This is a genomic window from Atopobium sp. (assembly GCF_034113385.1).
GTDB lineage: Bacteria > Actinomycetota > Coriobacteriia > Coriobacteriales > Atopobiaceae > Atopobium.
The window spans coordinates 133,166-155,684 of sequence record NZ_JAXEXL010000013.1 but is presented as its reverse complement, the minus strand read 5'-3'; the positions used below and the strand labels follow the sequence as shown (position 1 = coordinate 155,684).

General features: G+C 49.8%; 25 protein-coding genes. All 25 read left to right on the top strand.

Annotated elements, in window-relative coordinates; translation table 11 throughout:
• Positions 1–8 precede the first annotated feature (8 nt).
• Entirely contained in the window at positions 9–1,115 is a 1,107-nt protein-coding gene (locus tag SPD80_RS04075) for an ATP-binding protein (protein WP_320828602.1), read from the top strand.
• A 47-nt stretch (positions 1,116–1,162) separates the two neighbouring features.
• Positions 1,163–1,852 (top strand): hypothetical protein, encoded by a 690-nt coding sequence (locus SPD80_RS04070; protein WP_316252669.1) that lies wholly within the window; start codon positions 1,163–1,165, stop codon positions 1,850–1,852.
• Positions 1,853–3,496 (top strand): DEAD/DEAH box helicase, encoded by a 1,644-nt coding sequence (locus SPD80_RS04065; RefSeq protein WP_320828600.1) that lies wholly within the window; start codon positions 1,853–1,855, stop codon positions 3,494–3,496.
• A gap of 22 nt (positions 3,497–3,518) precedes the next feature.
• Complete coding sequence (locus tag SPD80_RS04060; protein WP_320828599.1) at positions 3,519–3,932, top strand: hypothetical protein; 414 nt, start codon at positions 3,519–3,521, stop codon at positions 3,930–3,932.
• 2 nt (positions 3,933–3,934) lie between these two features.
• A complete protein-coding gene (locus tag SPD80_RS04055) occupies positions 3,935–4,210 on the top strand; it encodes a hypothetical protein (RefSeq protein ID WP_320828598.1) in 276 nt (91 codons plus the stop codon).
• 44 nt (positions 4,211–4,254) lie between these two features.
• The gene (locus tag SPD80_RS04050; RefSeq protein WP_320828596.1) at positions 4,255–4,566 is read left to right on the top strand and encodes a hypothetical protein; all 312 of its coding nucleotides are present in this window, start codon (positions 4,255–4,257) and stop codon (positions 4,564–4,566) included.
• A gap of 2 nt (positions 4,567–4,568) precedes the next feature.
• Positions 4,569–4,988 carry a hypothetical protein gene (locus SPD80_RS04045; protein ID WP_320828595.1) on the top strand — a complete coding sequence of 140 codons (420 nt, stop codon included), beginning with the start codon at positions 4,569–4,571 and terminating at the stop codon, positions 4,986–4,988.
• A 78-nt stretch (positions 4,989–5,066) separates the two neighbouring features.
• Entirely contained in the window at positions 5,067–7,469 is a 2,403-nt protein-coding gene (locus tag SPD80_RS04040; RefSeq protein ID WP_320828594.1) for an AAA family ATPase, read from the top strand.
• A 209-nt stretch (positions 7,470–7,678) separates the two neighbouring features.
• Positions 7,679–7,996, top strand: coding sequence for a hypothetical protein (locus SPD80_RS04035; RefSeq protein ID WP_320828592.1), 318 nt, complete (start codon positions 7,679–7,681; stop codon positions 7,994–7,996).
• Between the two features lie 182 nt (positions 7,997–8,178).
• Positions 8,179–8,574 (top strand): RusA family crossover junction endodeoxyribonuclease, encoded by a 396-nt coding sequence (locus SPD80_RS04030; RefSeq protein WP_320828591.1) that lies wholly within the window; start codon positions 8,179–8,181, stop codon positions 8,572–8,574.
• Between the two features lie 556 nt (positions 8,575–9,130).
• A complete protein-coding gene (locus SPD80_RS04025; RefSeq protein ID WP_320828589.1) occupies positions 9,131–10,810 on the top strand; it encodes a PBSX family phage terminase large subunit in 1,680 nt (559 codons plus the stop codon).
• Between the two features lie 9 nt (positions 10,811–10,819).
• The gene (locus SPD80_RS04020; RefSeq protein WP_320828587.1) at positions 10,820–12,217 is read left to right on the top strand and encodes a hypothetical protein; all 1,398 of its coding nucleotides are present in this window, start codon (positions 10,820–10,822) and stop codon (positions 12,215–12,217) included.
• On the top strand, positions 12,217–13,914 hold the full coding sequence (locus tag SPD80_RS04015; protein WP_320828586.1) for a phage minor capsid protein: 1,698 nt from the start codon (positions 12,217–12,219) through the stop codon (positions 13,912–13,914). The genes SPD80_RS04020 and SPD80_RS04015 overlap by 1 nt, the downstream gene beginning before the upstream one ends.
• A 2-nt stretch (positions 13,915–13,916) precedes the next feature.
• Positions 13,917–14,090, top strand: coding sequence for a hypothetical protein (locus tag SPD80_RS04010; protein WP_308805741.1), 174 nt, complete (start codon positions 13,917–13,919; stop codon positions 14,088–14,090).
• A gap of 153 nt (positions 14,091–14,243) precedes the next feature.
• Positions 14,244–14,792 (top strand): hypothetical protein, encoded by a 549-nt coding sequence (locus SPD80_RS04005; protein ID WP_320828584.1) that lies wholly within the window; start codon positions 14,244–14,246, stop codon positions 14,790–14,792.
• Positions 14,793–14,805: 13 nt separating this feature from the next.
• Positions 14,806–15,615, top strand: a complete 810-nt coding sequence (locus SPD80_RS04000; RefSeq protein ID WP_320828583.1) for a hypothetical protein — start codon at positions 14,806–14,808, stop codon at positions 15,613–15,615.
• Positions 15,616–15,626: 11 nt separating this feature from the next.
• Complete coding sequence (locus SPD80_RS03995) at positions 15,627–15,959, top strand: hypothetical protein (RefSeq protein ID WP_320828582.1); 333 nt, start codon at positions 15,627–15,629, stop codon at positions 15,957–15,959.
• A gap of 6 nt (positions 15,960–15,965) precedes the next feature.
• Positions 15,966–16,277 (top strand): hypothetical protein, encoded by a 312-nt coding sequence (locus SPD80_RS03990; RefSeq protein WP_035424428.1) that lies wholly within the window; start codon positions 15,966–15,968, stop codon positions 16,275–16,277.
• On the top strand, positions 16,274–16,636 hold the full coding sequence (locus tag SPD80_RS03985) for a minor capsid protein (protein WP_320828580.1): 363 nt from the start codon (positions 16,274–16,276) through the stop codon (positions 16,634–16,636). The genes SPD80_RS03990 and SPD80_RS03985 overlap by 4 nt, the downstream gene beginning before the upstream one ends.
• A complete protein-coding gene (locus SPD80_RS03980; protein ID WP_320828579.1) occupies positions 16,636–17,043 on the top strand; it encodes a hypothetical protein in 408 nt (135 codons plus the stop codon). The genes SPD80_RS03985 and SPD80_RS03980 overlap by 1 nt, the downstream gene beginning before the upstream one ends.
• A gap of 1 nt (position 17,044) precedes the next feature.
• Complete coding sequence (locus SPD80_RS03975) at positions 17,045–17,560, top strand: hypothetical protein (protein WP_002562971.1); 516 nt, start codon at positions 17,045–17,047, stop codon at positions 17,558–17,560.
• Between the two features lie 122 nt (positions 17,561–17,682).
• On the top strand, positions 17,683–18,126 hold the full coding sequence (locus SPD80_RS03970; protein ID WP_320828577.1) for a hypothetical protein: 444 nt from the start codon (positions 17,683–17,685) through the stop codon (positions 18,124–18,126).
• A gap of 2 nt (positions 18,127–18,128) precedes the next feature.
• On the top strand, positions 18,129–18,725 hold the full coding sequence (locus tag SPD80_RS03965; protein ID WP_308469108.1) for a Gp15 family bacteriophage protein: 597 nt from the start codon (positions 18,129–18,131) through the stop codon (positions 18,723–18,725).
• A gap of 3 nt (positions 18,726–18,728) precedes the next feature.
• Positions 18,729–21,653, top strand: coding sequence for a tape measure protein (locus SPD80_RS03960; protein WP_320828576.1), 2,925 nt, complete (start codon positions 18,729–18,731; stop codon positions 21,651–21,653).
• A complete protein-coding gene (locus tag SPD80_RS03955) occupies positions 21,650–22,519 on the top strand; it encodes a hypothetical protein (RefSeq protein ID WP_320828575.1) in 870 nt (289 codons plus the stop codon). Before SPD80_RS03960 ends, SPD80_RS03955 begins: the two co-directional genes overlap by 4 nt.

Sequence of the window (22,519 nt, the reverse complement as noted above, 5' to 3'; positions counted from 1 at the left end):
ACTAACTTATGGCATTTGAAATTACCCGCGGCACTATCGCTAAGCCGCAAAAAACCATCATTTATGGCGTTGAGGGCATCGGCAAATCAACACTTGCCGCGCAGTTCCCTTCCCCTCTCTTCATTGACGTGGAAGGAGGAACCGCCCACATTGACGTACCACGACTACCACAGCCTACTAGCTGGTCTATGTTGTTTGATGAAGTGCGCTGGATTCGCGATTTTCCTTATGAGTGCGGTGGCACGCTTGTTATCGACACCTTGGATTGGGCGCAGCAACTTTGTGCTGCGCATATCTGCGGAGCAGAGAGCAAGAAGTCCATCGAAGACTTTGGCTATGGCATTGGCTACACCAAGGTATATGAGGAGTTTGGCAAGTTTCTAAACCTACTCACTGATGTATGCGAGCGTGGTCTTAACGTCTTGTGTCTTGCTCATGCATCCATTGAGCGCATTGAGCAGCCGGGAGAGATTGGAACCTACGACCATTGGGGATTAAAGCTTCAGGCCGGCAGGAAAACGTCTATCGCAAATATGGTCAAGGAATGGGCAGACGCAGTGTTGTTTTGCAACTACAAGACCAATATCAATGTGACCGACGCTAGGAGCGGTAAAGCAGTCGCGCAGGGTGGGCGCATCCGCCAGATTCATACCAACCACTCTGCGGCATACGATGCTAAGAACCGCTGGGGCATGGCTGACAGTATCCCCATGGAATGGAACCAGATTGCGCCATATATCCCTGTACCAAACATTCCAAATCCCGCACAAGTAATGCAGCCCGTGCAAAATGTGGCGACACAAGCTACAACAAACGCTTCTGTGGCTGCACAGAACCTCACACAAGCGGAGTTTGACGCTATCCCCGTACCATTCGACACAAACGAGCCTAACGCGGCTCAAAACGGCTTAGAATCGCTTCCCGATAATCTAGCCAAGCTTAAAGTCCAAATTGAGGGCGTAGGACTTACCACAGACGATGTTATGGGCGCTCTTGTGTCCAAGGGATACGCAACACCTGACATGCCGTTTGAAGCTCTGGCACCGCGCGAGGACATCGTGGCATGGATTCCTACGGTTCTTGACTCCATCAAAGCATCAATTACTACCAAGTAATAATCGGCAAGTAGATTTTATTCACTCATTTTTAGAAAGGTTTTATCATGGCAGAAGAATTAGGCAGGGCACTTAGCTGGGACGAGCCTATCGACAACACCCCTGATGACGAGTTTGTGCTGTTCGACGCAGGAGATTATCCTTTTGAAGTGACAAAGATTGAGCGCGCCACATTCAATGGCAGTGCCAAGATGGCAGCGTCTCCCATGGCAAAGCTTACGCTTAAGCTTACTAACCCCGCAGATGGGAGCACTTCTTATGCGTTTTACAACATCATCCTCAATGCGAAGATGATGCGACGCATCAAGGAGTTTTTTATCAGCGTTGGTCTTGCGCCAGAAAAAAGCGCCGACGGAGATAGGTTCGCTCCTCGTTGGGATGCTGTAGTAGGCGCTACGGGATGGCTGCATATGGAGCACCGAGAGTACAACGGCGATACCTACGCCGATGTCAAAAAATGCCTAAAGCCATCAGAAGTGGCGAAGAAAGGCCTTAGCGCAACTCCACAGCAAGCTGCATATGCAGCTTCAGCTGCTGCAGCACCCACACCCCAGGTAGCCACTGTTGCTCCCCAGCAAATGCAACAACAAGCCTATGTACAGCAGCAAGTCCCTATGTCTGCTGTGCCAGTACAACAGCCTATGGCAGCCCCTGTTGGCATGCCAGCCCAGCAGATGCCCCAGCAAATGCCGCCAGTACAAGCGGCTCCTGCAGCTCCTGCACCTGGAGTATTTTAAGTGGCCGGCTTTGAGCTAAGGCCATACCAGACACAGTCAATTCAAGCAATCGAAGACGAATGGGAAAAGGGGCGTCGAAAGACGCTCCTTGTCTTACCAACCGGATGTGGGAAGACAATCGTCGCAGCTTACCTCACTAAAAGGCGCGTTGATGCAGGAGAGCGTGTCTTGATTTTGGCTCATCGAGGAGAGTTGCTTGAGCAGGCTGCAGATAAACTCGCACGCTCCACTGGCCTTGCGTGCGCAGTCGAAAAAGCCGAAAACACATCAGTCGGACGGTTCGAGTCTGTGGTAGTCGGAAGCGTGCAGACGCTTATGCGCCAGTCCAGGCTTAATGCGCTAGGACAGAGCCGTTTTAGCACTATCATCGTGGATGAGGCCCACCATGCCTTGTCGGATTCGTACAGAGCGGTCCTGGACTACTTCAGCGACGCTAAGGTGCTGGGCGTTACTGCCACACCTGATAGGGGCGACCGTAAAGATTTAGGGGAGCTGTTCGACAGCCTAGCCTATGAGTATTCACTTCCACAGGCTATCAAGGACGGGTATCTATGCCCCATAGAGGCGCAGACAATCCCTCTGGCGCTCGATTTAAGCCATGTGGGTGTACAAGCCGGTGATTTTAAATCTGCGGACCTAGGAGACGCCCTAGAGCCATATTTAGAGCAGATTGCACAAGAGATGATTGAAGCTGAGTGTATGGAGCGAAAGACCGTCGTATTTTTGCCCCTCATTGCCACTTCACAAAAGTTTTGCGCAATCTTGAACGCGCACGGTTTTAATGCCGCAGAGGTGAACGGACAATCAGCTGACAGAGCAGAAGTCCTGGCAGACTTTGAGCGTGGCAAATACAACGTCTTGTGCAATTCAATGCTTTTAACCGAGGGCTGGGACTGCCCAAGTGTGGATTGTATTGTCGTTTTGCGCCCCACCAAGGTGAGAAGTCTTTATTGTCAGATGGTAGGACGTGGCACTCGCCTATCACCCGAGACCGGCAAGGACAAGCTGCTTTTGCTCGATTTTCTGTGGCACACCGAGCGACACGAACTCTGCCGCCCGGCGCATTTAATCGCAAAAACAGACGAAGTCGCCCAGGCAATGACAAAGATTGTTGAGCAGCAACGCGTACCAATTGACCTTGAAGAGGTCGAGAAGAGCGCTGAGAGCGATGTCGCACAAGCTCGCGAAGAATCCCTAGCAAAGCAGCTAGCAGAAATGCGCACTAAAAAGCGCAAGCTTGTAGACCCTTTGCAATACGAGATGTCCATCATGGATGCAGATTTGCAGAATTACGTGCCCAGTTTTGGCTGGGAAATGGCCCCACCATCAGACAAGCAGCTAAAAGCACTTGAGAGCCATGGCATTTTTGCAGACGGCATTGAGTGTGCCGGTAAAGCGTCACTTTTGCTTAATCGCCTGGACAAGCGCAAGGCCGAGGGCATGAGTTCCGCCAAACAAATTCGTTTGCTTGAGCGCTACGGGTTTAAGCATGTGGGCGAATGGTCGCTAGACCAGGCATCAAGGCTAATTAGCCGGCTGTCTACTAATGGCTGGCGCGTACCGCATGCAATAGATCCAGCAAGCTATGTCCCACCACAAATCGAGAAAGACGAAATGCCAGCAGTGTCATTTTTGAGCTGGTAAAACGCAAAGCATAGGAGAAAAAATGAAAAAGCACCTTATCAGTATTGCCGTCGCAGTACTTGTAGTAGTTGCTGCAACGGTCGCAGCACTAAGCCTTAGTGGCTGCACGGAGTCAGAGAGAGTTTCACACAACGTCAGCAAGGAAGCCGACAACTTCAACGTGGTCAGGCGCTTAACGGTCATCAATTGCCGCTCTGACAAAGTCACCTTACAGCTCACAGGCACGTTTTCTATCAGCAAAAACAAGGACACCAACGAGCTTGAAGTTACGTGTGAGCTGCCCGATGGCAAGTACACCAAGCATTTCGTTTATCTCAATGAGTGGACGTGCTACACGGTCGAGGATTTGAGCGGCTCTAACGTCGATAAGTACAGCTACGAGATTAATTTCTTGCCTGAGCAAATCCCTGGCGTAAAGATTACGAGTAAGGACTAGACATGGCTAATTCATTACCCGACCAGCGTAAAGAGATAGCCGAGAAGCTACGTGAAACAAAAGAAGAGTGTAATCAGCGCGATTATCCATGGATGGTAGAAGATTTGATGCGTGCACTTGGATTTTTATCCTACGAAGACGCAGATGACCAGATATTTGACCGTCTTGCAGAACTCATAGACCCCACGTGCCATGACTTTGGGGTGCATGGAAGGTACCAATGGCGAAGATTACGAATTTGCCTGTTCTGCATGCGGCTATTGCTCATCTATCAATAATCCTTATTACTGTCCACATTGTGGAGCAAGGGTGGTGAACATCAATGACGCAATCTAGCGACGAGCGCCGCGTGGTGGCGGAGTCGATAAGGTACTACGCAAAAGAGAGCGACGAGTCGGCATACGAGTTCATACGCGGCTACTGGCCGAACGACCTCGCCGACCTGATAGACCCAATATGCCGCAACAAGCAGGTTGCATATAATAAGTCTGCTCCGAGAGAGTTCAGGACAGACAACTTCATCTGTTCGGCGTGCGGTGAGACATTCTGTGCTGACGGAGATTGGGTCAACCATCCGATTGACTGGGCTTACTGTCCCAACTGTGGCGCACGTATTGTAAGGGAGGTGGAGTAGAGATGAGCGAAACGCTAAAGGACATTGCCTTTGATTTAGCTAACAGACTTGCCTACGCCAACGCAAAGCTAGACTATATCGGGCTAAGTGGCTACGACTGCTTAAAACAATACAGCCAAGACGTAGAAGGGGTTCGCAAAATCTATTTCTACCACCTCGAGCAGCGCATAAAAGCAGCAGAAGCAGAAGCTAAGCCATCATGTAATGAGCTACAGAGGGCAGACGCAACAATAGGTAGCAACGCTAGCTTTCTGCGCAAGACACATCCGAAAAGCTTTTTTGTCGGATGCGAAATTGACAGCCCATACGCGAATAATCGTTTGTTTAAAGAGGACAGCAAGTATGTTGTCCTTCAGCTGACCCACATCAGCGACAAATGGTTGATTTTCGAGCTGGTCAAAAAAGACGAGTACGAAGCTTAAGAGCAAGCCACAACTACATACACGCGCATTGGGGGAGTACGCACGTGCTCCCCTTTTTGTAAGCAAAAGGAGGTTTTTATGGACACACAAAAGCATGCAGACCTGCCAGACATCGTAGACAGGATAGATCCTGCTGAATGCGATTACACCGAGTGGACACAAATTGGCATGGCACTCAAAGCCTGCGGGTTTGGAGTTGAAGTCTGGGACGCATGGAGCGCAAAAGACACTAAGCGTTATCACCAAGGAGAGTGCGCCAAGAAGTGGGCGACATTTGATGGAGAGGGAGTAAGTTCTGGCACTATCATCCACATTGCCGAGGACCACAACGTCGATATTTTCCCCGAAGAAGAAAAAGGGCGCGCTCTAGACTGGGACGAGCCTATCGATATTCTGCCAGACGATGAATACGACGATTACGATTTTTACAAGCGCAAGCCAGTCGAAAAAGACGAGACAGTATTCATCGATAAAACCTGGGTAGAGGGAAAACCCCTACACGTTCCGTCAGATGATGCGTGGAACCCTATACAAGAAATCACGACTTACATCTCAACGCTTTTTGAAGCAGACGAATACGTAGGCTACGTAATGGAATCCTGGGAAAAGGACGGACGTTTCTTGCCGTCCAAAGGCTCATACGCTCGTACCAGCTCCGAGATTTTGCGCGACCTAAACCACTACCAAGACATTGGCATGGCCATGGCCGACTACAATCCACAGGCAGGCGCCTGGGTGCGTTTTAACGCGCTTGATGGCCAAGGTGTGCGCAATTCCAATGTGGCCGAGTTTCGATACGCCCTTGTCGAATCAGATTCTATGAGCAAAGAGATGCAATACGCCCTTATGGAGCAGCTGGAACTACCAATCGCTACGCTAGTAGATTCCGGTAACAAGAGCTTGCACGCCATTGTTCGTGTGGATGCAGCAGATTACGCCGAATACAAAAAGCGCGTTGACTCTCTGTACGATGTTTGTAAAAAGAACGGACTTATCCTCGACACGCAAAACAAAAATCCTAGTCGTCTGTCACGCTTGCCGGGTGTAATGCGTGGCGAGAACAAGCAATATCTTGTGGCAACCAATATTGGCAAGGAGTCCTGGGCAGAATGGTGGGACTGGATTCAGGCAGTAAATGATGATTTGCCAGACCCAGAAGGACTATCAGAGATTTGGGACGATATGCCGCAACTCGCGCCGCCACTCATTGATGGAGTTTTACGCCAGGGCCACAAGATGCTTATTGCTGGTCCTTCCAAAGCGGGTAAGTCCTACGCGCTTATCGAGCTATGCGCAGCTATCGCAGAGGGTAAGCCATGGTTTGGCTGGCAATGTGCCCAGGGGCGTGTTCTATACGTCAATTTGGAGCTAGACCGCCCAAGCGCTCTGCATCGTTTTCGTGATGTGTATGCAGCTCTTGGATGGGCGCCTATCAATATCGACAATATCGATATTTGGAATCTACGTGGCAAGTCAGTTCCCATGGATAAGCTTGCGCCAAAGCTTATTAGGCGCTCTGCGAAAAAGAACTATATCGCGGTTGTTATCGACCCTATCTATAAGGTAATTACCGGCGACGAGAACTCCGCAGACCAAATGGCAGCGTTTTGTAATTCATTTGATTTGGTGGCGTCACAGCTTGGGTGCGCTGTGATTTATTGCCACCACCACTCCAAGGGTGCGCAAGGCTCTAAGCGCTCTATGGACCGTGCTAGCGGCTCTGGAGTGTTCGCACGTGACCCAGACGCGCTTATCGATATGAGCCAGCTCAATGTCACAGACGATGTGTTGCAGGCGCGCCAAAGCGAAGTCGATTGGCTGAAAATCCAAGCCTGGATGAATATGTATGTCCCTGGATGGAAACAGACGCTCACGCCAGACGAGCAAGCAGGACCTGTTGCGGTATGCGCCTGGGCACAGCAGCATCTGACGCCGCAGTACTACCAAAGCCTTCTGTCGATTGGCGAGGCTACCAAACAAGCTGCGAAGACCTGGACTGCATGGAGACTGGACGGAACCCTGCGAGAGTTTCCGAAGTTTGACGAGAAGAACCTGTGGTTCCAGTATCCGCTGCATTGCCCAGACCTTACAGGGGCGCTTGATGACCTATTGGTCGAGGGTGAGTTTGTAAATATTTACGATAAAAACGACCCGAAGGCGCAGAAGGTAAGAGCAAACGGACGAGAAAACAAGCTTAAGAAAAATAAAGAGCAGCAATTGAAAAAAACCCAAGCAATGCGAGACGCTCTTGAAATTTGCGAAGGCGAAGACATAGAACCTACTCGCGTAAATATGCTTGAGATTATTAATGACAGTGGGATTTTTGAAAAAGAAATCACGTTAAACACTCTCAAAAATTGGACCACAAACAAAGCTAAATGGTCACCAATTCGCTGTGACAAAGAGACAAATTATCTTTACGACACACAATCAGACAAAGACATCCCGCTTGATTGGGACGGGTCAGAATTAGAACCCTAGAGGGGTGTATGAGGGGGGGTGTAAATCGTATTAAAGATATATAGAGTTACACCCCTATATCTCTTGACCCATCCTAAAGGGATGTTGGGTAAGTGTGGCGGGAAGCTGCGCCACACACACTTACCAACTCTCCCTTATTTAGGATTAACGCAGATTTTTACTCCTGCAATAATTTTATTCAGAATATTTTAAGAAAGGCGGTTATTGGTATGACTGGAAAAATACCTATTATCAACGACCCTGCGAAGTGCAGCGCGGCAGTGGCAGATGTCGCAGAAGATATTCGTGATATGCAACAAGACCTCTGCGAGTGTTTGGACACTTACGCTCATGCCATCAAGATGAGGCTGGCAAGAATCGTTTGTAACTTCCACAATCCACACGCCTCGAACAAAACCAGCATTGATATTGAGTGCATTGACCGTACAGCGCGAATGGTAAATGACGCATTCATTGACCTTGTTGTAACGGCAGAGAAGCTTGACCAAATATACGTAGAGCTAGACGCATTGGTTGAGGAGGCGTAACAAATGAATATTTGGCACGTCATATACATCATTGTCTTGTTGGCTGTGCTTAAAACAGCAATTAGGAGAAGAGTCACAGACAATTTTTCTGGCATAACAATCGACTCGCATTTGGTCGGCTTCATTTTGGTAGTGACTGCTGTCTTGTGGTGGTTTGGATTTTTCAAAGGGATGTTTTAGCCGTGAAAAACACGATTGAGTTCTTTGAGCCTATGCGGCTGCCGAAAACTACACCACAGGCAAAAAAGTTTAATACGGCTACAAGGCGTTTGTACGACGATTCTAGGCTTGCAGAAGCAAGACAATGTGTAATTAGTCATATTGCGAAATATAGGCCCGCAAAACGGCTCACAGGCGCTCTAGGTCTTGAGTTGGTGTTGGTGTATGAGCCAACCGGCAAACACAAGCCTGGACAGCCATATACGCAAAAGCCAGATTGGGATAACGCCACTAAGCTTATCCAGGACGCTATGGCAGCATGTCAGTTCATAGAAGATGACAAGCAAATCGTATGCGCAAAGGTGACGCAAGCCTACGGAGAGCCGTGGGGGTTGTACGTAAAACTCTACGAAATTTGATTTTTGGTTATCTTCCAGACCGATAACAGAAAGCCGTCCAATATGGGCGGCTTTTTTGTTAGTGCGATATACTTTTTGGCGTTGAAAAATGGATATGCTCATGCGGCGTGCGAGTTTGGTTTGGCGGCCACTCGTTATCGCGCACATAGACTTTCTGTAACGATACAACAGGAGGTCAAGGCGTGAGTATGGATATAGGAACAAGTGTTCCATACATAAAACATTCACAATTAAATAGGCGCTTGAAATGGTCCGAGGAAGAGTTCGAGACCTTACGTGCCCATCCTGAAATGACCTCACAAGAACTTAGCGAAATATTACCCGGACGCTCTGCTCTGGCTATCAGACACATAAGAGCGCGCCGTGGGCGTTGGCAGGCTGCTATTCCCATTTGCTCGGTATGCGGGCAGCGCATTGTGTGGACAGAGTCAGCTCGTGCAAAAGCGATGGGTCTGTGTAAGGGATGCTATTTACATGAGATGGAGCATAGGCGCCGCGAAGACGCTCGCGCAAACGCCCTGCGCCAAAGTCTGTTCAAGGAGAAAAGGCGGCGCCAATGCTAGGCAAAGACCCGCTGAAAAACGATAGATACGAAAAGTACTGCCTTTTGCGCGCTGCTGGAAAGACACGCCAGCAAGCAATGTATGAGGTATATCCATCACGCAGAAATTGGAAACCTGCTTCTGTTGACAACAAAGCCTACGCACTGGAAAAGCTTGGCGATGTGCAGGCGAGAATCCTGTATTTGAAAAAACAAATAGCAAAAGAAGCGATTATTAGCAAGAGCGATGTTTTGGCAGGCATGTCAGAAACGTTTCAGGAATCGCGCAAAGTAATCAAGCATGAAGGAATAAGCCGCGACGCCATCCAGGGCGTGGCAGCTCTTGGCAAAACGCTGTTAGACGCCTTGCCCGATGAGGTGCCAGATGAGCAGGACGCCTATGTGCGTGATTTTGGCGTGTTGATTGCCGAACCGTTTTTTGCGGCACATCGTGTAATTGCGCAGGATAAGGGCGGCGAGTTTTGGTTTTATGGCGGGCGTGCGTCCACTAAAAGCTCGTGCATCTCGCTTGAAATCGTAGACGGCTTAATGAAGCACTCCGAGCGAAGTGCATTTGTTGCAGTAAAGCGTAAGGCAGATATTCGCGAAGGCGTTTACGAACAGATGTTATGGGCGTTGCGCAAGCACAGCGTAGAGGATGTGTGGGACTGTACGGTATCTCCCTTGCGTATGCGCAACAAGGCAACGGGACAGGTCATCATTTTTCGTGGTGGCGATAACACAGAGAAAACTAAGTCCGTTAAAGCGCCCAATGGCACGTATTTTGCTTATACATGGATAGAGGAAGCCGACCAGTTCGCCGGCATGAGTGAGATTCGCACTATCTACCAGTCGGTTACACGTGACGCTGGACTGGATGCTGTGTATTTTCGCTTTCATTCGTTTAACCCCCCACGTACGCGCTCCAGCTGGGCAAACAAAAAAATTGAAGAGCTTATCGCAGGTGGTATACCTGTTTACAAGGCTAATTACAACGATGTCCCACCTGAGTGGGTGCCGGCACAGATTTACGAGGACGCAGAAGCGCTCAAGGCAGTTGACGAAGAATCGTATCTGCATGAATACATGGGCGAACCTGTAGGGTTTGGCGCTGAGGTATTCAGTCGCTGTGAGGTGCGCCCAATCGCGCTTGACGAGCGTCGTGAGCTTGAACATCACTACTACGGCGTTGACTGGGGATTCAGCCAGGACCCATGGGTGTGGATAAAGATTGGGTACGACGCGAAAAAACGCACGCTTTACATCCTGGATGAAATGAGCGGCAAGGGCCTTTCCAACGAAGACACTGCGTATATGGTCACACAGCGTATGGGAGCAGAGCTTTTAGACGATGATGACAAGATTGTAGAAGACGCAGAACCATTCGCATATGTAATGTGCGATGGTGCTGAGCCTAAAAGTATTGCATCGTGGCGTGAGGCTGGTATCGAAGCTTTGGCTGCGCCTAAACAAGGTGCGCATAACGTCAGAAACTCCGTTCGCTGGCTGCAAGAGCGCACAAAGATTGTTATTGACCCTGTCTGCACGCTATCTACAGCAGAGATTCCTGCGTATCAATACGAAATGACCAAAGACGGCGAGATAACAGGTCTTTTGCCGGATAAGGATAACCACGCAATCGACGCTTTGCGTTATGCGTGCTCGACTCTCATCGATGACAGGCAAATGATTTAGGAGGACACATTGGCAGCTCTCAAGCAAATTAACGGCGTCCCTGGATGGGCAACTGAGTTTTTGCGCCACAACGGCTATGTATGCAACAACACAATGGACGAGTTCATTACCAATTGGTGGGGTTGGTACCAAGCTGAAAACAGCTTTTATGACCCTACGGCAGGGCAGACGTTTGTTAAGCGTGACGCACCAAACAAACATTTGAGTTTGCGCCCCGCACGCGCTGTTGCCGAGGAATGGGCAACGCTTGTCATGGACGAGAAGACCCAAATTAGCGCCGAGGACGCAGCGCTGAACACATGGCTGGAGGAGCGCTTTGGTGATTTCGTCGGCGAACAAGCAGATAACCTTGCTCTTGCATTTGCACTGGGCACTGGTGCATGGAGCTGCAATTACGAGGGCACAGAAGGATCTATGCAAGCGTCAATTGCTTTTCATGATGCGGGAAACATCATTCCGCTTTTGTCTGATGGCGCAGACTCTGTCTCATGTGCATTTACCGACTGTGTGCTGGTAGATGGGCGTATGCTTGACCGTCTACAGGTGCATGAGCCTGTGGAAGGCATCTATCATGTGCTCACGTGGCTGTTTGACCCTAAGAACCACAATGTGCCCGTAGAGTGCGAGTCTGTAACGCCTGTCCTCGATACGCGCTGCTCTCTTCCTACGTACGCCTTGGTACGCCCAGCCATCGCAAACACATATGTTGACGCGTCTCCTCTTGGTGTGAGTGTATTTAATGACGGCATCGATACCATTAAGTGCGTAGACGAAGCATTTGACCGCAGTTACTGGATGTTGCGTTTATGCCAGCCACGTGTAATGGTGGACGAGACCGCAGTTAAACGCAACGTGCAAACAGGAGAAGTCGAGCTGTCTTCCACACTTGACCAGCGTATGTTTAGACCCGTAAAGACTAGCGGTGTAAGTGGTCAAACACCACTTACGGTATATGCACCTGACCTCCAAGCTGATGCGACTGATGCGTCTATTAACTCTGCGTTGTCACTCATGAGCTTTAAGTGCGGTTTTGGTCCAAACTACTTTAGCTATTCTCGCCAGCAGGGCCTGCGCACAGCAACCGAGGTTTCCAGCGATAACTCCCAGCTATTCCGCAATGTACGCAAGCACGAGCAGCAGGTAGGCAAGGCTCTAAAACGCCTGTTTGCCGGTGCTTATGCGTCCGAGTGTGCTCTGTGTGGCGTTGTGCCTACATCTACTGACGTAGACATCACATGGGACGACTCAATCGTGGAGGACACCGCCACCGAGCGTGCTCAGATGAAGGATGACATCGCACGTAATCTCGCGCCCGCTTGGCTGTATCCCATGCGTTTTTACGGCATGAGTGAGGACGAAGCACGCGCACTTGTCAGTGCTACGTCAGGGTTGCCTGAGGAAGCCTAATGGTTGATAAGAACCTCGATGCGCTTATTGAAGAGGTTGTACATGGTGCTCTTGAGGACTACGTCGAGAAAATGAGCTCGCGTCTGACGCAGTATCTTTTGTCGGGCGTAGATAACCCTGACATGCTCTCTACGCTCGCTGCACGCGCTAAGAGCGACGCTATGGCCATCTTTATCAAATACAAAAGACGCATTAGCAAAGAGACGCGTGAGGCGTTTCTAAGTGCTGTAGAAGGCTATGAGACAGAAGTTGAGCAGACGCTAGAGAAGCTCCACACAAAGCACCAACTCACCAAGCAAGGCGCACTAGAGTTTGCGCAGGCTGCACGTGGTATTGACGAGATTGTAAACCATCAAAATATCGCTTTGGTCAACACCATGGCCACCACGTGGTATACAATCGCTGCAAACGCCGTTGTGCGCAAAGAGCTGGGCGATTCGCGCCGTGCAATTATGGAGGATGCCGTACGCGCTTTGTCCGATGCGGGCATTGAAACCATCGACTATAAAAGCGGCGTGAAAACGACCATTGACGCTGCTGTGCGCCGCCATATTGTTTCGCAGGTATCCCAGGCAAAGGCGCAAATCTTAAGTGACAGGTGCGACCAATACGACCAGGACTTAGTGTTTGTCTCTGCACATTTTGGTGCACGCCCATCACACGCTATATGGCAAGGCAAGGTGTATTCCAGAAGCGGTACAAGCGATAAATACCCCAGCCTGGATGAAGGCACGGGATACTCTGGCACAGGACCGTTTGCGGCACTTGGCGACCGTCTGTGCGGCGTTAATTGTCAGCATGAGATGGTGCCGTATATGCCTGGTCTGTCACAGCTACCCGACTTAAGCTTTGAAAAAGAGCAGAAACGCTATGGCATGACCAGCGATGAGTATTACAAGGCTACGCAAAAGCAGCGCGCATTAGAGCGCAAGGTGCGTAAGTACAAGCGCCGTATAGCTCTTGGCCAAGAGCAAGGCTTAGATATGGTGGATGACCGCTATAAGTTAGGACGCACCCAGGCGTTGCTGCGTGAGCATTGTCGTGCGAATGGGCTTACACGCTTGTATGAGCGTGAGCGCGCCTATGGTGTAAAGAAACAGCCTAGAGGTCTTGCGATTCGCAGGACATATACGGCAGGTGCAATTACTACAGGTGATGAGTTTTCCAAAAACAACTGGATTTTTTCTAAAGAGTATGGCGCTCTTTTAGATAAAAACGGAAATATAGTTGGAGGGGTTGTTGCGGGAGGTAGAACGCATGTTAGATTTTTATTGCCTAAGGGATATGAATGGCACAATTTGAGTGCCACTCATACACATCCATCCGAATATGGAGGAACTTTTTCTGTCGGAGGCGAAAAAAGAGGAGACATTTTTCACCTGACGGATGCGAATCTTATGTCTTATACAGCTGTATGTAATGAAGGTATATATCGCATTGAAAGAACGGAAAACTCAAAACCTAAGAAGTTTTACAAAGCTGCGAAAAAGGCAGAAGATTCTGCTGAAAGAGAGTCACGTCTTATTGTTGCCGATGGCTTGATGGCAAAAGGCAGAACCATATTCAATGGTGGCGTGAGTTATGACGAGCTATTTAGACTAGAACGAATTAAAAAGGCGGAGTTGATGCACGAATGGTTTTCTCAAAATGCTAAAATATATGGATATAGATATTCATTTACCAAATCAAGGAAGTAAAAATGGCAGAGAGTGCATATACAGCTGTTCCTATCACTGTAGGTCTTCCTTCTGATAAATCTATCGAGGACTTGGCACAGGTGTGGAAAGCGACTGAGCAAGAAGTCGCTGAGAAACTTTTACCTGAAAACGAGTATAAAAAATGGATTGAACGGCACCCCGAGCATAATAAATAATTTACGAATTTCCTGACAGATTAGTTAAAAGGCGCTCCTAGATTGGTTTTATTACCCTCCCCACATGGGAGGGTAATTTTATGCCGTTACCACACATCGAAACTTTTTTGTGACAAGGCAACCTGCCAAAATCACGAAGAAGGGAAAACAAATATGCCTAATGCTAATGGCGAGGGAGTAGCAGCTCCCCAAGACCCCAAGGCTGGCGAGGGCGCACAGCCCCAAGACCCACAGGCGCAAGCTGCATCCGCACAGACCCCTATAGGCGAGGGCGCACAGCCCCAAGACCCTAGGGGTGCGTCTAGCGGCGAGCAGACGGTTAACTACCACAAGTATGAGCGCGATATTGCAAACCGTGACAAGACCATTGCAGAGCTTAAGGCACAGCTTGAGCAGAGCGGCAAGTCTGCATCTGATGTAGACAGGCTGCAAAGCGAGCTTGCAGAGCTTAAGGACAGTCTCGCAACTGAAAAAGCCAATGCAGCTCTTAGTGCTGCTGGCTGTGTAGATACAGAGCTTGGTCGTGTGGCACTTAAAGCATTTGATGGCGATATTGACAAGCTTAAGGCAGAAAAGCCTTATCTGTTCAATCAGCCTAAAAGCGTCAGTACTGGTGGCTCTTCTGCAGGTACGCCCAGCTCTGCAGCGAAGCTTGAGAAAGCTGCGTACGAAGCTGCAGGACTTACTCCACCCAAACACTAAGTAAGGAGCATTTATGCCTAACACAATTAGCAAGTTTCCCGAGGTATTTACCAAGGCTCTCGACGAGGTACTGGTTACATCGTCCTATGCTGCTCGCTATAGCGACCCTGGCGCAGAGTTCGTAAATGCCAAGACCGTAAACGTACCTGACATTACCTTTGCGTCTGACACCGTAAACGATTACGACGGCTTCAAGACCAAAAACGACGTCACCCTGTCCTACACGCCTTATACGCTTGAGCACGACAAGCAGGCATCTTTTGACATTGATGCCGTGCAGGACATCGATACCGCAGCGATTTTGTCTACAAAGGCAGCGTCTGAGTATCAGCGCACCATCTTTTTGCCAGCTGTAGATAAGGACTTCTTCAAGACCGCTGCTGCTAAGGCTAAGGCCACAGGTTCCGAAACTATCACCAAGGACAATATCAAGGCAGAGATTCGCAAGGCTCGCACGCAGTTTACCGAAGCCGGTCTTTCTGGCGGCGACTTGTATATGTCTTCTACTGCCTTGGCTGCTCTTGAGGATGCTGTAGACCGTCAGTTCAGCAATGAGACAAACATCATTGACACTGTCGGTTCTTATGATGGCTTCACCATCTTTGAGGTACCTCAGGCGCTTCTGGGCGAAAACGTGGACTTCATCGTCATTTCTGGTGGTAAGAATACTATTCGCTATATCGTCAAGCGTGCTGTAGCTTACTTGTTCGCCCCTGGCACTCATGCTAATGGTGACTGCTGGCTGTCTCAATTCCGCTGGGTATTTGGCTCCATTGTCAAGAAGAACAAGAAGGCCGGCATCTACGTAAACAAGCACGCCTAAGGAGTGTCTAGGTGACCCCTACTCTGACATACGAGATTTACCGTCAGACGCACAACAAGCTGCAGGAGGACGAGTTTAAGGCCGTCCTCCCCGCGGCGCGTGCGCGCCTTGTCGCCATTACTGGCAGAGATATTCCCAGCATTTGGGAGCTAGATTGGCTGGCCGCCTTATCCGAGCTGTGCGAGCGTGTAGCAGGCGCTGGATACGCAGAAGAAGGTATCAAGCAGGAGACCATCGGTGGCACCACTAAGGTCTACACAGAAGCCAAGGCAAACCAGGGCGACATAGACGCTGTAACGCCCTGGCTGTATGGCACAGGTCTTTTATACTGCGGATTGGCGTAAGAACTCATGGCTATCGCATCTGACACAATCACCGTTTGGCATAACACGGGCACACCCAAACAGGCGCAGTGGATTCGTAGCGTTGTTTCTGGGTGTCGTATCGACTGGGCAGTCGGGTATATCCCGTCAGGTGTTGGCCCCGTAGCGCAGACCTCCATGAAGGCGTACTTATTCAAGCGCCTAGACATCGTAGCAGGTGACCGCATAGCAGTTGGTGCGGACGACTCGGAAACTCCTCCACACGACTCTATGCGCGTGTCCATCGTTTCTGTTTGGTCTGATAAGGGGCACTTCCACCACATGGAGGTGAGCGCATGAGGGTAACCCACCAGTTTGGCGGCGTGAGTATCAAAGAGCTTGAGCGCAGGGGCGACAATGCCTTACAGGCAGCATGTTTTGTGACGGCAGAAAACGCATTAAGCGACTGTAAGCCTAACATCCCTTATTTAAACGGCGACCTTACTGGCAGTGGCAAGACTAAGCAGGGCACCACCGACTGCGAAATTATGTGGGGCACTAATGATGATACGGCTAAATACGCACGCTATCAGTACTACACCAAGGGACTAAGGCACCCCAAACAAGGAACCGACCATTGGTTTGAGAAAACGCGCGCGGTGAGAAAGGACGCCTGGGGAAAGATTTTCGCGCAGAAGGCTAAGGAGATGATGGGATAGTGACCGACCTCACGCCATGTGTGCTTGAATGGGCAGAAAGCCTACTAGATCCAATCAGCGTTTCACTGGGAGAGTTTTCAACAATCCTAGGAGTATCGGCACAGCTCCAGCCAGCACCCACACAAGCGATACTGCGCAAGTATTTAAGTGGTGGAGGAATCTACCAGTATGGCTATGAGCTATACATCAAATGCCGCCCAGAGGATGAACGCGGGCGTATTGACGCTTTGGCGGAGCTAAACAAGATAGCAGATGCCATTGACCGTGGAGTCTGCCCTGTGCATCCCCAAGGTGTTGCGTGGTATGGCCACGAAGTAACGGCACGTCCTAACAAACTCTCATCTTATGAAGACGGCAGCGAAGTTTACCAACTAATCGCAATTCTTACTTATATTGAAAGGACTTAACATGGCTAAAGAACGCGAGCTTATGGGCATCTATGAGCTTCAGCATTACCTCGGTTTTTACACCGCAGACACGCTAGGCGACATGTTGCGTGTAACCGAGACCACTAAGGCGGAGATGAAGACCGACAACAACGAGTACTCCCCTAAGTATCTTGACCGCAAGAACCAGCCCAAATACATCACTGGTCGAACCACTACCATTGAGTTTGAGCTTGACGCGGTTCTTCCTGGTGATGTTCAGGCAGCAATTGCAAAGCATGAGGATGATATTAACGTCCCTTGCATGTATATGCGAACACTTGACCGCGACATTGCAACTGGCGTGAAGTGCGCCGCAGACAAGCTTATTGCTAAACGCGCAACTGCCACCATGACCCCCTCTCCCATCTCCGGAGAAGCAGGAGACCCCGCAAAGCTTTCCTGCACGGTATCTCTCAATGGCGACTGGGAGTACGGCACTTATGACCCCAAGACCAAGAAGTTTACGGCTACCGTAGCTCCTGGCATTGGCGGATAAGATATACAAGCACCTATCTTTTGACTAGCGTTTCCTCTCCTTGCGGCCGTCCTTGTGATGGCCGCTTTTGCGTTACCTGAGCCAGAAGATATGCGCAAGTAAAATCCACCGCAGGAGGAAACATGCCTAAAAAAGCAGGAACAAATGCCCCTAAAAAGACGCCAACCAAGAAAAAGCAAGCAGACGTAATTCAGTTCAAGGCGCCTACCAACCCAACATTAGCCATTGATGTAGACGGCGCAATTTATCACTTAGAGCTTGGCAATATGACGTATGCCCTTGAGATTCGCGCTCTTATCCAGGAGATTAGCAAACTCGAGGGAGCAGACACTAAAGACGGCCTTGATGCAATGCAAGAGATTTCTGACCGTGGTATGGCAATTATCGAGTCTGCATTTATCGAGCCTGACGTGGCGCAAAAGCTTATGGGTGGTCGCAACCGCTCTAATATTACGCGCCTTTTGGCAGTGTTGAACTTCATTCTGGACAACACCACATCACAAAAAAGCATTGATGCCATGTCTGCAAGCATTGAACAATTTGCCACCACATCTGACGAAGACTAACGATGGACTGGCTTACTCGTCCTTTACCAGATACAGTCGAGATTGCAGGGCAGCATGTCAAAATCCGCACAGGATGGAGACGTGCTGTCCGCTCCTATATCCTGCAATCGTCCAATGAAGATGGGCTTAACCTGACGGACGCTACAGCACTTCTCACGTCATGGTTTGCGCGCAATGGGCAAATACCCCAAATCGTCAAAGACAACCCGTATATGGCGCTTAGCGCGGCTTACGATTGGCGCGATAGTGCCTTTTGCCAAGCTATGCCATACGGTGATGGCAGCAGTGACAATACCAGCAAAAAGACGTTTGATTGGGAAGCCGACAGCGGCATTGTGCGCATCGACTTTAAACACATCTACGGAATAGATACCTCAGTCTACCAAGCACATTGGTATGAGTTCGCACTGCTATTTAGCGGAATATGCGCCATGGACACACTAACATCAAATGCCATGCAAGCAAGGCGCCCGCTGCCAAGTGATGCCGCAGACTATGAGCGCAAACAACATAGGGCGCTTGAGAGAGCCTGGTCGTTACCTCTCACGGAATATGAGCGTGTAAAGATGCACAACGCCCGTATTCTGGAGGAGTGGTAGCACGTGGCAGACGGTACAGTCGTCTTTAAAATCCTTGGCGATAATACAAGTTTTAAATCTGCCCTGGCAGAGCTCGAGGGCAAGGCAAAATCTGCAGCAGAGCGCATAGAGAAAAACTTGCCAGACATGGGCAAGAAGATGCTCTCATCAATTAAGCAAATGACACCGCAAGCCACTGCTGCGGTTAAAAAAGTCGTGTCTGTGGTATCTTCTATGGCCACGGCAACGTCTAATATTTTCTCTGGCTTTGCAGGACTGTTTTCGGTGGCACTCAGTCCAGTTGCACGCATTGTCTCCCAAAAGCTACAACCAGTCACTAAAGTCTTCCAAAACATTGCGACAAATGCAAAAAGTATTTTCTCAAATATCTCTGGCCATGTAGGCAATTTCGCAAAAAGCGCAGCAGGATCTATTCAGACAACTTTTGCGCCGGCATTTAACAAGATTGGTGGATACGTCCAAAAGGCAGGAAGCGCTATATCCTCTTTTGGTTCATCCATCACGCGAAAGCTTGCCCCTGTCGGCACTGCCCTGTCTGGCCCTTTGTCCAAAATCGGCGCGGGCATTTCAAGTGCCGCGAGCGGCTTTGCAAGCTTCAATTTAGCTGCCATCAAGGCGTTTACCTCTGCAGGCGCTGCTGCAATTAAGGGCGCGGCTACCATCGTAGGCAAGCTTGGTGAGATTGCTAGCAAGGCGCAGGGCGTGGCAGGAGCACTTACCGCGGCTTTGGGCGGGGCAATTCTTAAAGGCGGATTTGACCGCGCTATCAATATTGATAATGCAAAAGCAAAGCTTACTGGTCTTGGCCATAGCGCAGAATCGGTTACCGAAGTCATGGACAACGCCCTGACTTCTGTCAAGGGCACTTCCTTTGGCCTTGGTGAAGCCGCATCCACCGCAGCCACACTTAGCGCATCCGGCGTAAAAGAGGGCGAAGAGATGGTGACGTCTCTTAAGGGTGTGGCTGGCGCTGCTGCTGTGTCTCAGCGCTCACTAACTGATATGGGCGTTATCTGGGGCTCTGTAGCCGCTCTAGGCAAGCTGCAAGGCCAAGATATGCATCAGCTCATGATGGCAGGTATTCCCGTTCTCGACATCTTGGGCAAGCATCTTGGCAAAACGCAAAAAGAAGTTCAGGAGATGGTATCTTCCGGAAAAATTGACTTTAAGACTTTCTCCGAAGCTATGAATGAATCTTTGGGCAACACCGCCCAAACCGCTGGTAAGACCTTTAGCGGCTCTCTTGCAAATGTAAAGGCAGCTCTTTCACGCTTGGGCGAGCCTATTGCAGGTCCCATATTGCAAGGCCTTACTGGTATCTTCCAGGCGCTTATTCCTGTTATCGACAAGGCTACAGAAGCCATAAAGCCATTTATAGAGCAGTTGTCCGGCTCTTTAGCGCCTGTAGTAGAGGGCGCAAAAGGCTTTATCGAAAAGCTAGGCGGCGCTATTGAAGGCGTTGTAAATGGGCCACTTAGTGGTCTTGCACCTGTTATAGGCTTGGTGGCTGGTGCATTCTTAGCATGGTCTGCGGGAGGTCTTGCAGGAGTGCTTGGTGCCATTCCTGGCGTAAGTGCCCTTCTGGGGCCACTCACAAGCCTTCTAGGTGGCATTGGTGGACCTATAGGCATATGCGTGGCGGCATTCTTAGGACTTACCGCAGCAAGTCCAGAGCTACAGGGAGCATTGAGCAATCTATTCGGCGTATTTGGCGAAATCGCAGGGATTATTGCGTCAAGCTTTGGTCCTGCGATTGGAGATATTGCATCTCAAGTCCCTGGCATAGTGCAAGCCATCTCTGGGGGTTTGGCAGATGGCATCAATAGTCTTGCTGGCATTCTTAAAAATGCCGAGCCTTATATTCAAACGTTTTGTGATGTCCTAAAGCAAGTCGCAGGCTTTATTGGTGACCTTGCGGGGCAAGCGGCAGGCATTTTAGGCCCAGCTTTTGAGAGTATGGTCGGCATGCTTAAGAGTGGCTTTAGCCAAATTGTGCAAGGCTTCCAAACCGCATGGGGAATTATCGAGCCCTTGCTTCCAACCATCATTGGCGTGTTTACGACGATTGCCACGCTGGTAGTGGGCGAGCTAAGCACGATTGCATCTGTGGTAATGACCGTACTTGGTGGCGCCTTCCAGATTGCAGGAGCAATTATTAGCGGCGCTATGCAGGCTATCTCTGGCGTAATTCAGACCGTATGCGGTGTAATTCAGACCATAATTGGCGTATTTGTCGGAGTGTTCACGGGTAATTGGCAGATGGCCGCAGACGGTGTGCAAAATATCGTCGGCGGTATCGGTAACTTCATCGGTGGTGTATTTAATGCACTTGTCGGCACGCTAACGGGCATCCTGAATACCATCGCACAGACATTCCAGGCTGCCTTTAATGGCATTTTTGGAACTGTCAAAAACATTTTTACCAATATTGGTAATGCTATCGGCGACAAGATGGGCGCTGCACGAGATAAGGTAAAAGGCATTATTGATGCTATCAAAGGCTTCTTTAGCTTTAAGATTTCATGGCCACATATCCCGGTGCCGCATTTCGGCATTAGCCCTAAGGGATGGCAGATTGGCGATTTACTTAAAGGCTCAATTCCTAGCCTTGATATATCTTGGCATGCAGAAGGCGCACGTTTTGATGGCCCCACCGTATTTGGCTCTGGCCATGGTTTTGGCGAAGCTGGCACCGAATATGCTCTGCCACTAAATAAAACAAGCCTGCTTCCATTGGCTCAAAACTTAGCCGAGATTATGGGCGAACTCAATCGCGGAACTAGCCGCAACAGCGACATTGCATACCTCGCGCGCCGTCTTGACGTAATGGGGGCGCGCCTTTCCCAGGCACTCGCCAAACCTGTTGCAGTCGACTTAAACAACCGTGAAGTAGCACGAGTAATAAGAGGGGCGGTCCCTACCCTATGAGAACTGACATCACCTATGTAAACAATAACGGCAAGACCGTGCAATTTGGCGGCTCTGACGAAGACCTCCATTACCTCCAGCATGACTTGCGAGCTAACTCGTGGGCGTATGAAACGGGTGTGGCCAAGACGCGCATCTCCAGTTTTAAGCACGGCTTGGAGGAGAAAAAGCTCCCTGTCGGCATCATGGCCAAGACCTCAAAAGAAGGCGTCGAGAAGTCTAATTACATCGCACAAATTGGCGAGTATGACATCATGGCCAAGCGCCCAGGGCGTCTCTATGTGGGAGATTGGTACCTCCCATGCTGGGTTGTCGGTGTGTCATTCTCCAATTATTGGCTAAGCGACTGTATCGCAGAAATTGAGCTGTCTTTGGTTTGCGAAAAATGCGAATGGATACATGAGACTACCACGCAATATGCGCCAATTACCATGCAAGATAGCGATGCTATTTTAGGCGCAGATTTTGAATACGATTTCGAGCACGACTTAGCCGGTTCTGCAAGCTCACACACACTAGATGTTCCAGGAGTGTTTGACGCGCAGTTCTTATGGCGTGTGTATGGCCCCGCTACCAACCCTTATATCAGGATTGGTGACAACACTTACAAAATCAATACCAGTGTGCGTGAGGGACAGACTTTAGAAGTAGATACGGCGCAAAAAACTATCGTACTGATTGACGAGCAAGGACGCAGAACAAGTATCCTTTCCGAGCGTGCCCGCGGCGCGAAAGGCTCCGGCTCCTACATTTTCGAGCCAATCCATCCTGGAACGCAGACAGTGACATACGATAATACATATCTTTTTGACATCACGCTTTACGAAATGCGCAGCCTTCCCCCATTTGAGCTGGGAGGTAGATAG

Bases quoted from the DNA above. Each gene is read 5' to 3' on its own strand.
- SPD80_RS04075 (WP_320828602.1), top strand. From the start codon at position 9: ATGGCATTTGAAATTACCCGCGGCACTATCGCTAAGCCGCAAAAAACC.
- SPD80_RS04070 (WP_316252669.1), top strand. From the start codon at position 1,163: ATGGCAGAAGAATTAGGCAGGGCACTTAGCTGGGACGAGCCTATCGAC.
- SPD80_RS04060 (WP_320828599.1), top strand. From the start codon at position 3,519: ATGAAAAAGCACCTTATCAGTATTGCCGTCGCAGTACTTGTAGTAGTT.
- SPD80_RS04055 (WP_320828598.1), top strand. From the start codon at position 3,935: ATGGCTAATTCATTACCCGACCAGCGTAAAGAGATAGCCGAGAAGCTA.
- SPD80_RS04050 (WP_320828596.1), top strand. From the start codon at position 4,255: ATGACGCAATCTAGCGACGAGCGCCGCGTGGTGGCGGAGTCGATAAGG.
- SPD80_RS04045 (WP_320828595.1), top strand. From the start codon at position 4,569: ATGAGCGAAACGCTAAAGGACATTGCCTTTGATTTAGCTAACAGACTT.
- SPD80_RS04040 (WP_320828594.1), top strand. From the start codon at position 5,067: ATGGACACACAAAAGCATGCAGACCTGCCAGACATCGTAGACAGGATA.
- SPD80_RS04035 (WP_320828592.1), top strand. From the start codon at position 7,679: ATGACTGGAAAAATACCTATTATCAACGACCCTGCGAAGTGCAGCGCG.
- SPD80_RS04025 (WP_320828589.1), top strand. From the start codon at position 9,131: ATGCTAGGCAAAGACCCGCTGAAAAACGATAGATACGAAAAGTACTGC.
- SPD80_RS04015 (WP_320828586.1), top strand. From the start codon at position 12,217: ATGGTTGATAAGAACCTCGATGCGCTTATTGAAGAGGTTGTACATGGT.
- SPD80_RS04010 (WP_308805741.1), top strand. From the start codon at position 13,917: ATGGCAGAGAGTGCATATACAGCTGTTCCTATCACTGTAGGTCTTCCT.
- SPD80_RS04005 (WP_320828584.1), top strand. From the start codon at position 14,244: ATGCCTAATGCTAATGGCGAGGGAGTAGCAGCTCCCCAAGACCCCAAG.
- SPD80_RS04000 (WP_320828583.1), top strand. From the start codon at position 14,806: ATGCCTAACACAATTAGCAAGTTTCCCGAGGTATTTACCAAGGCTCTC.
- SPD80_RS03990 (WP_035424428.1), top strand. From the start codon at position 15,966: ATGGCTATCGCATCTGACACAATCACCGTTTGGCATAACACGGGCACA.
- SPD80_RS03985 (WP_320828580.1), top strand. From the start codon at position 16,274: ATGAGGGTAACCCACCAGTTTGGCGGCGTGAGTATCAAAGAGCTTGAG.
- SPD80_RS03975 (WP_002562971.1), top strand. From the start codon at position 17,045: ATGGCTAAAGAACGCGAGCTTATGGGCATCTATGAGCTTCAGCATTAC.
- SPD80_RS03970 (WP_320828577.1), top strand. From the start codon at position 17,683: ATGCCTAAAAAAGCAGGAACAAATGCCCCTAAAAAGACGCCAACCAAG.
- SPD80_RS03965 (WP_308469108.1), top strand. From the start codon at position 18,129: ATGGACTGGCTTACTCGTCCTTTACCAGATACAGTCGAGATTGCAGGG.
- SPD80_RS03955 (WP_320828575.1), top strand. From the start codon at position 21,650: ATGAGAACTGACATCACCTATGTAAACAATAACGGCAAGACCGTGCAA.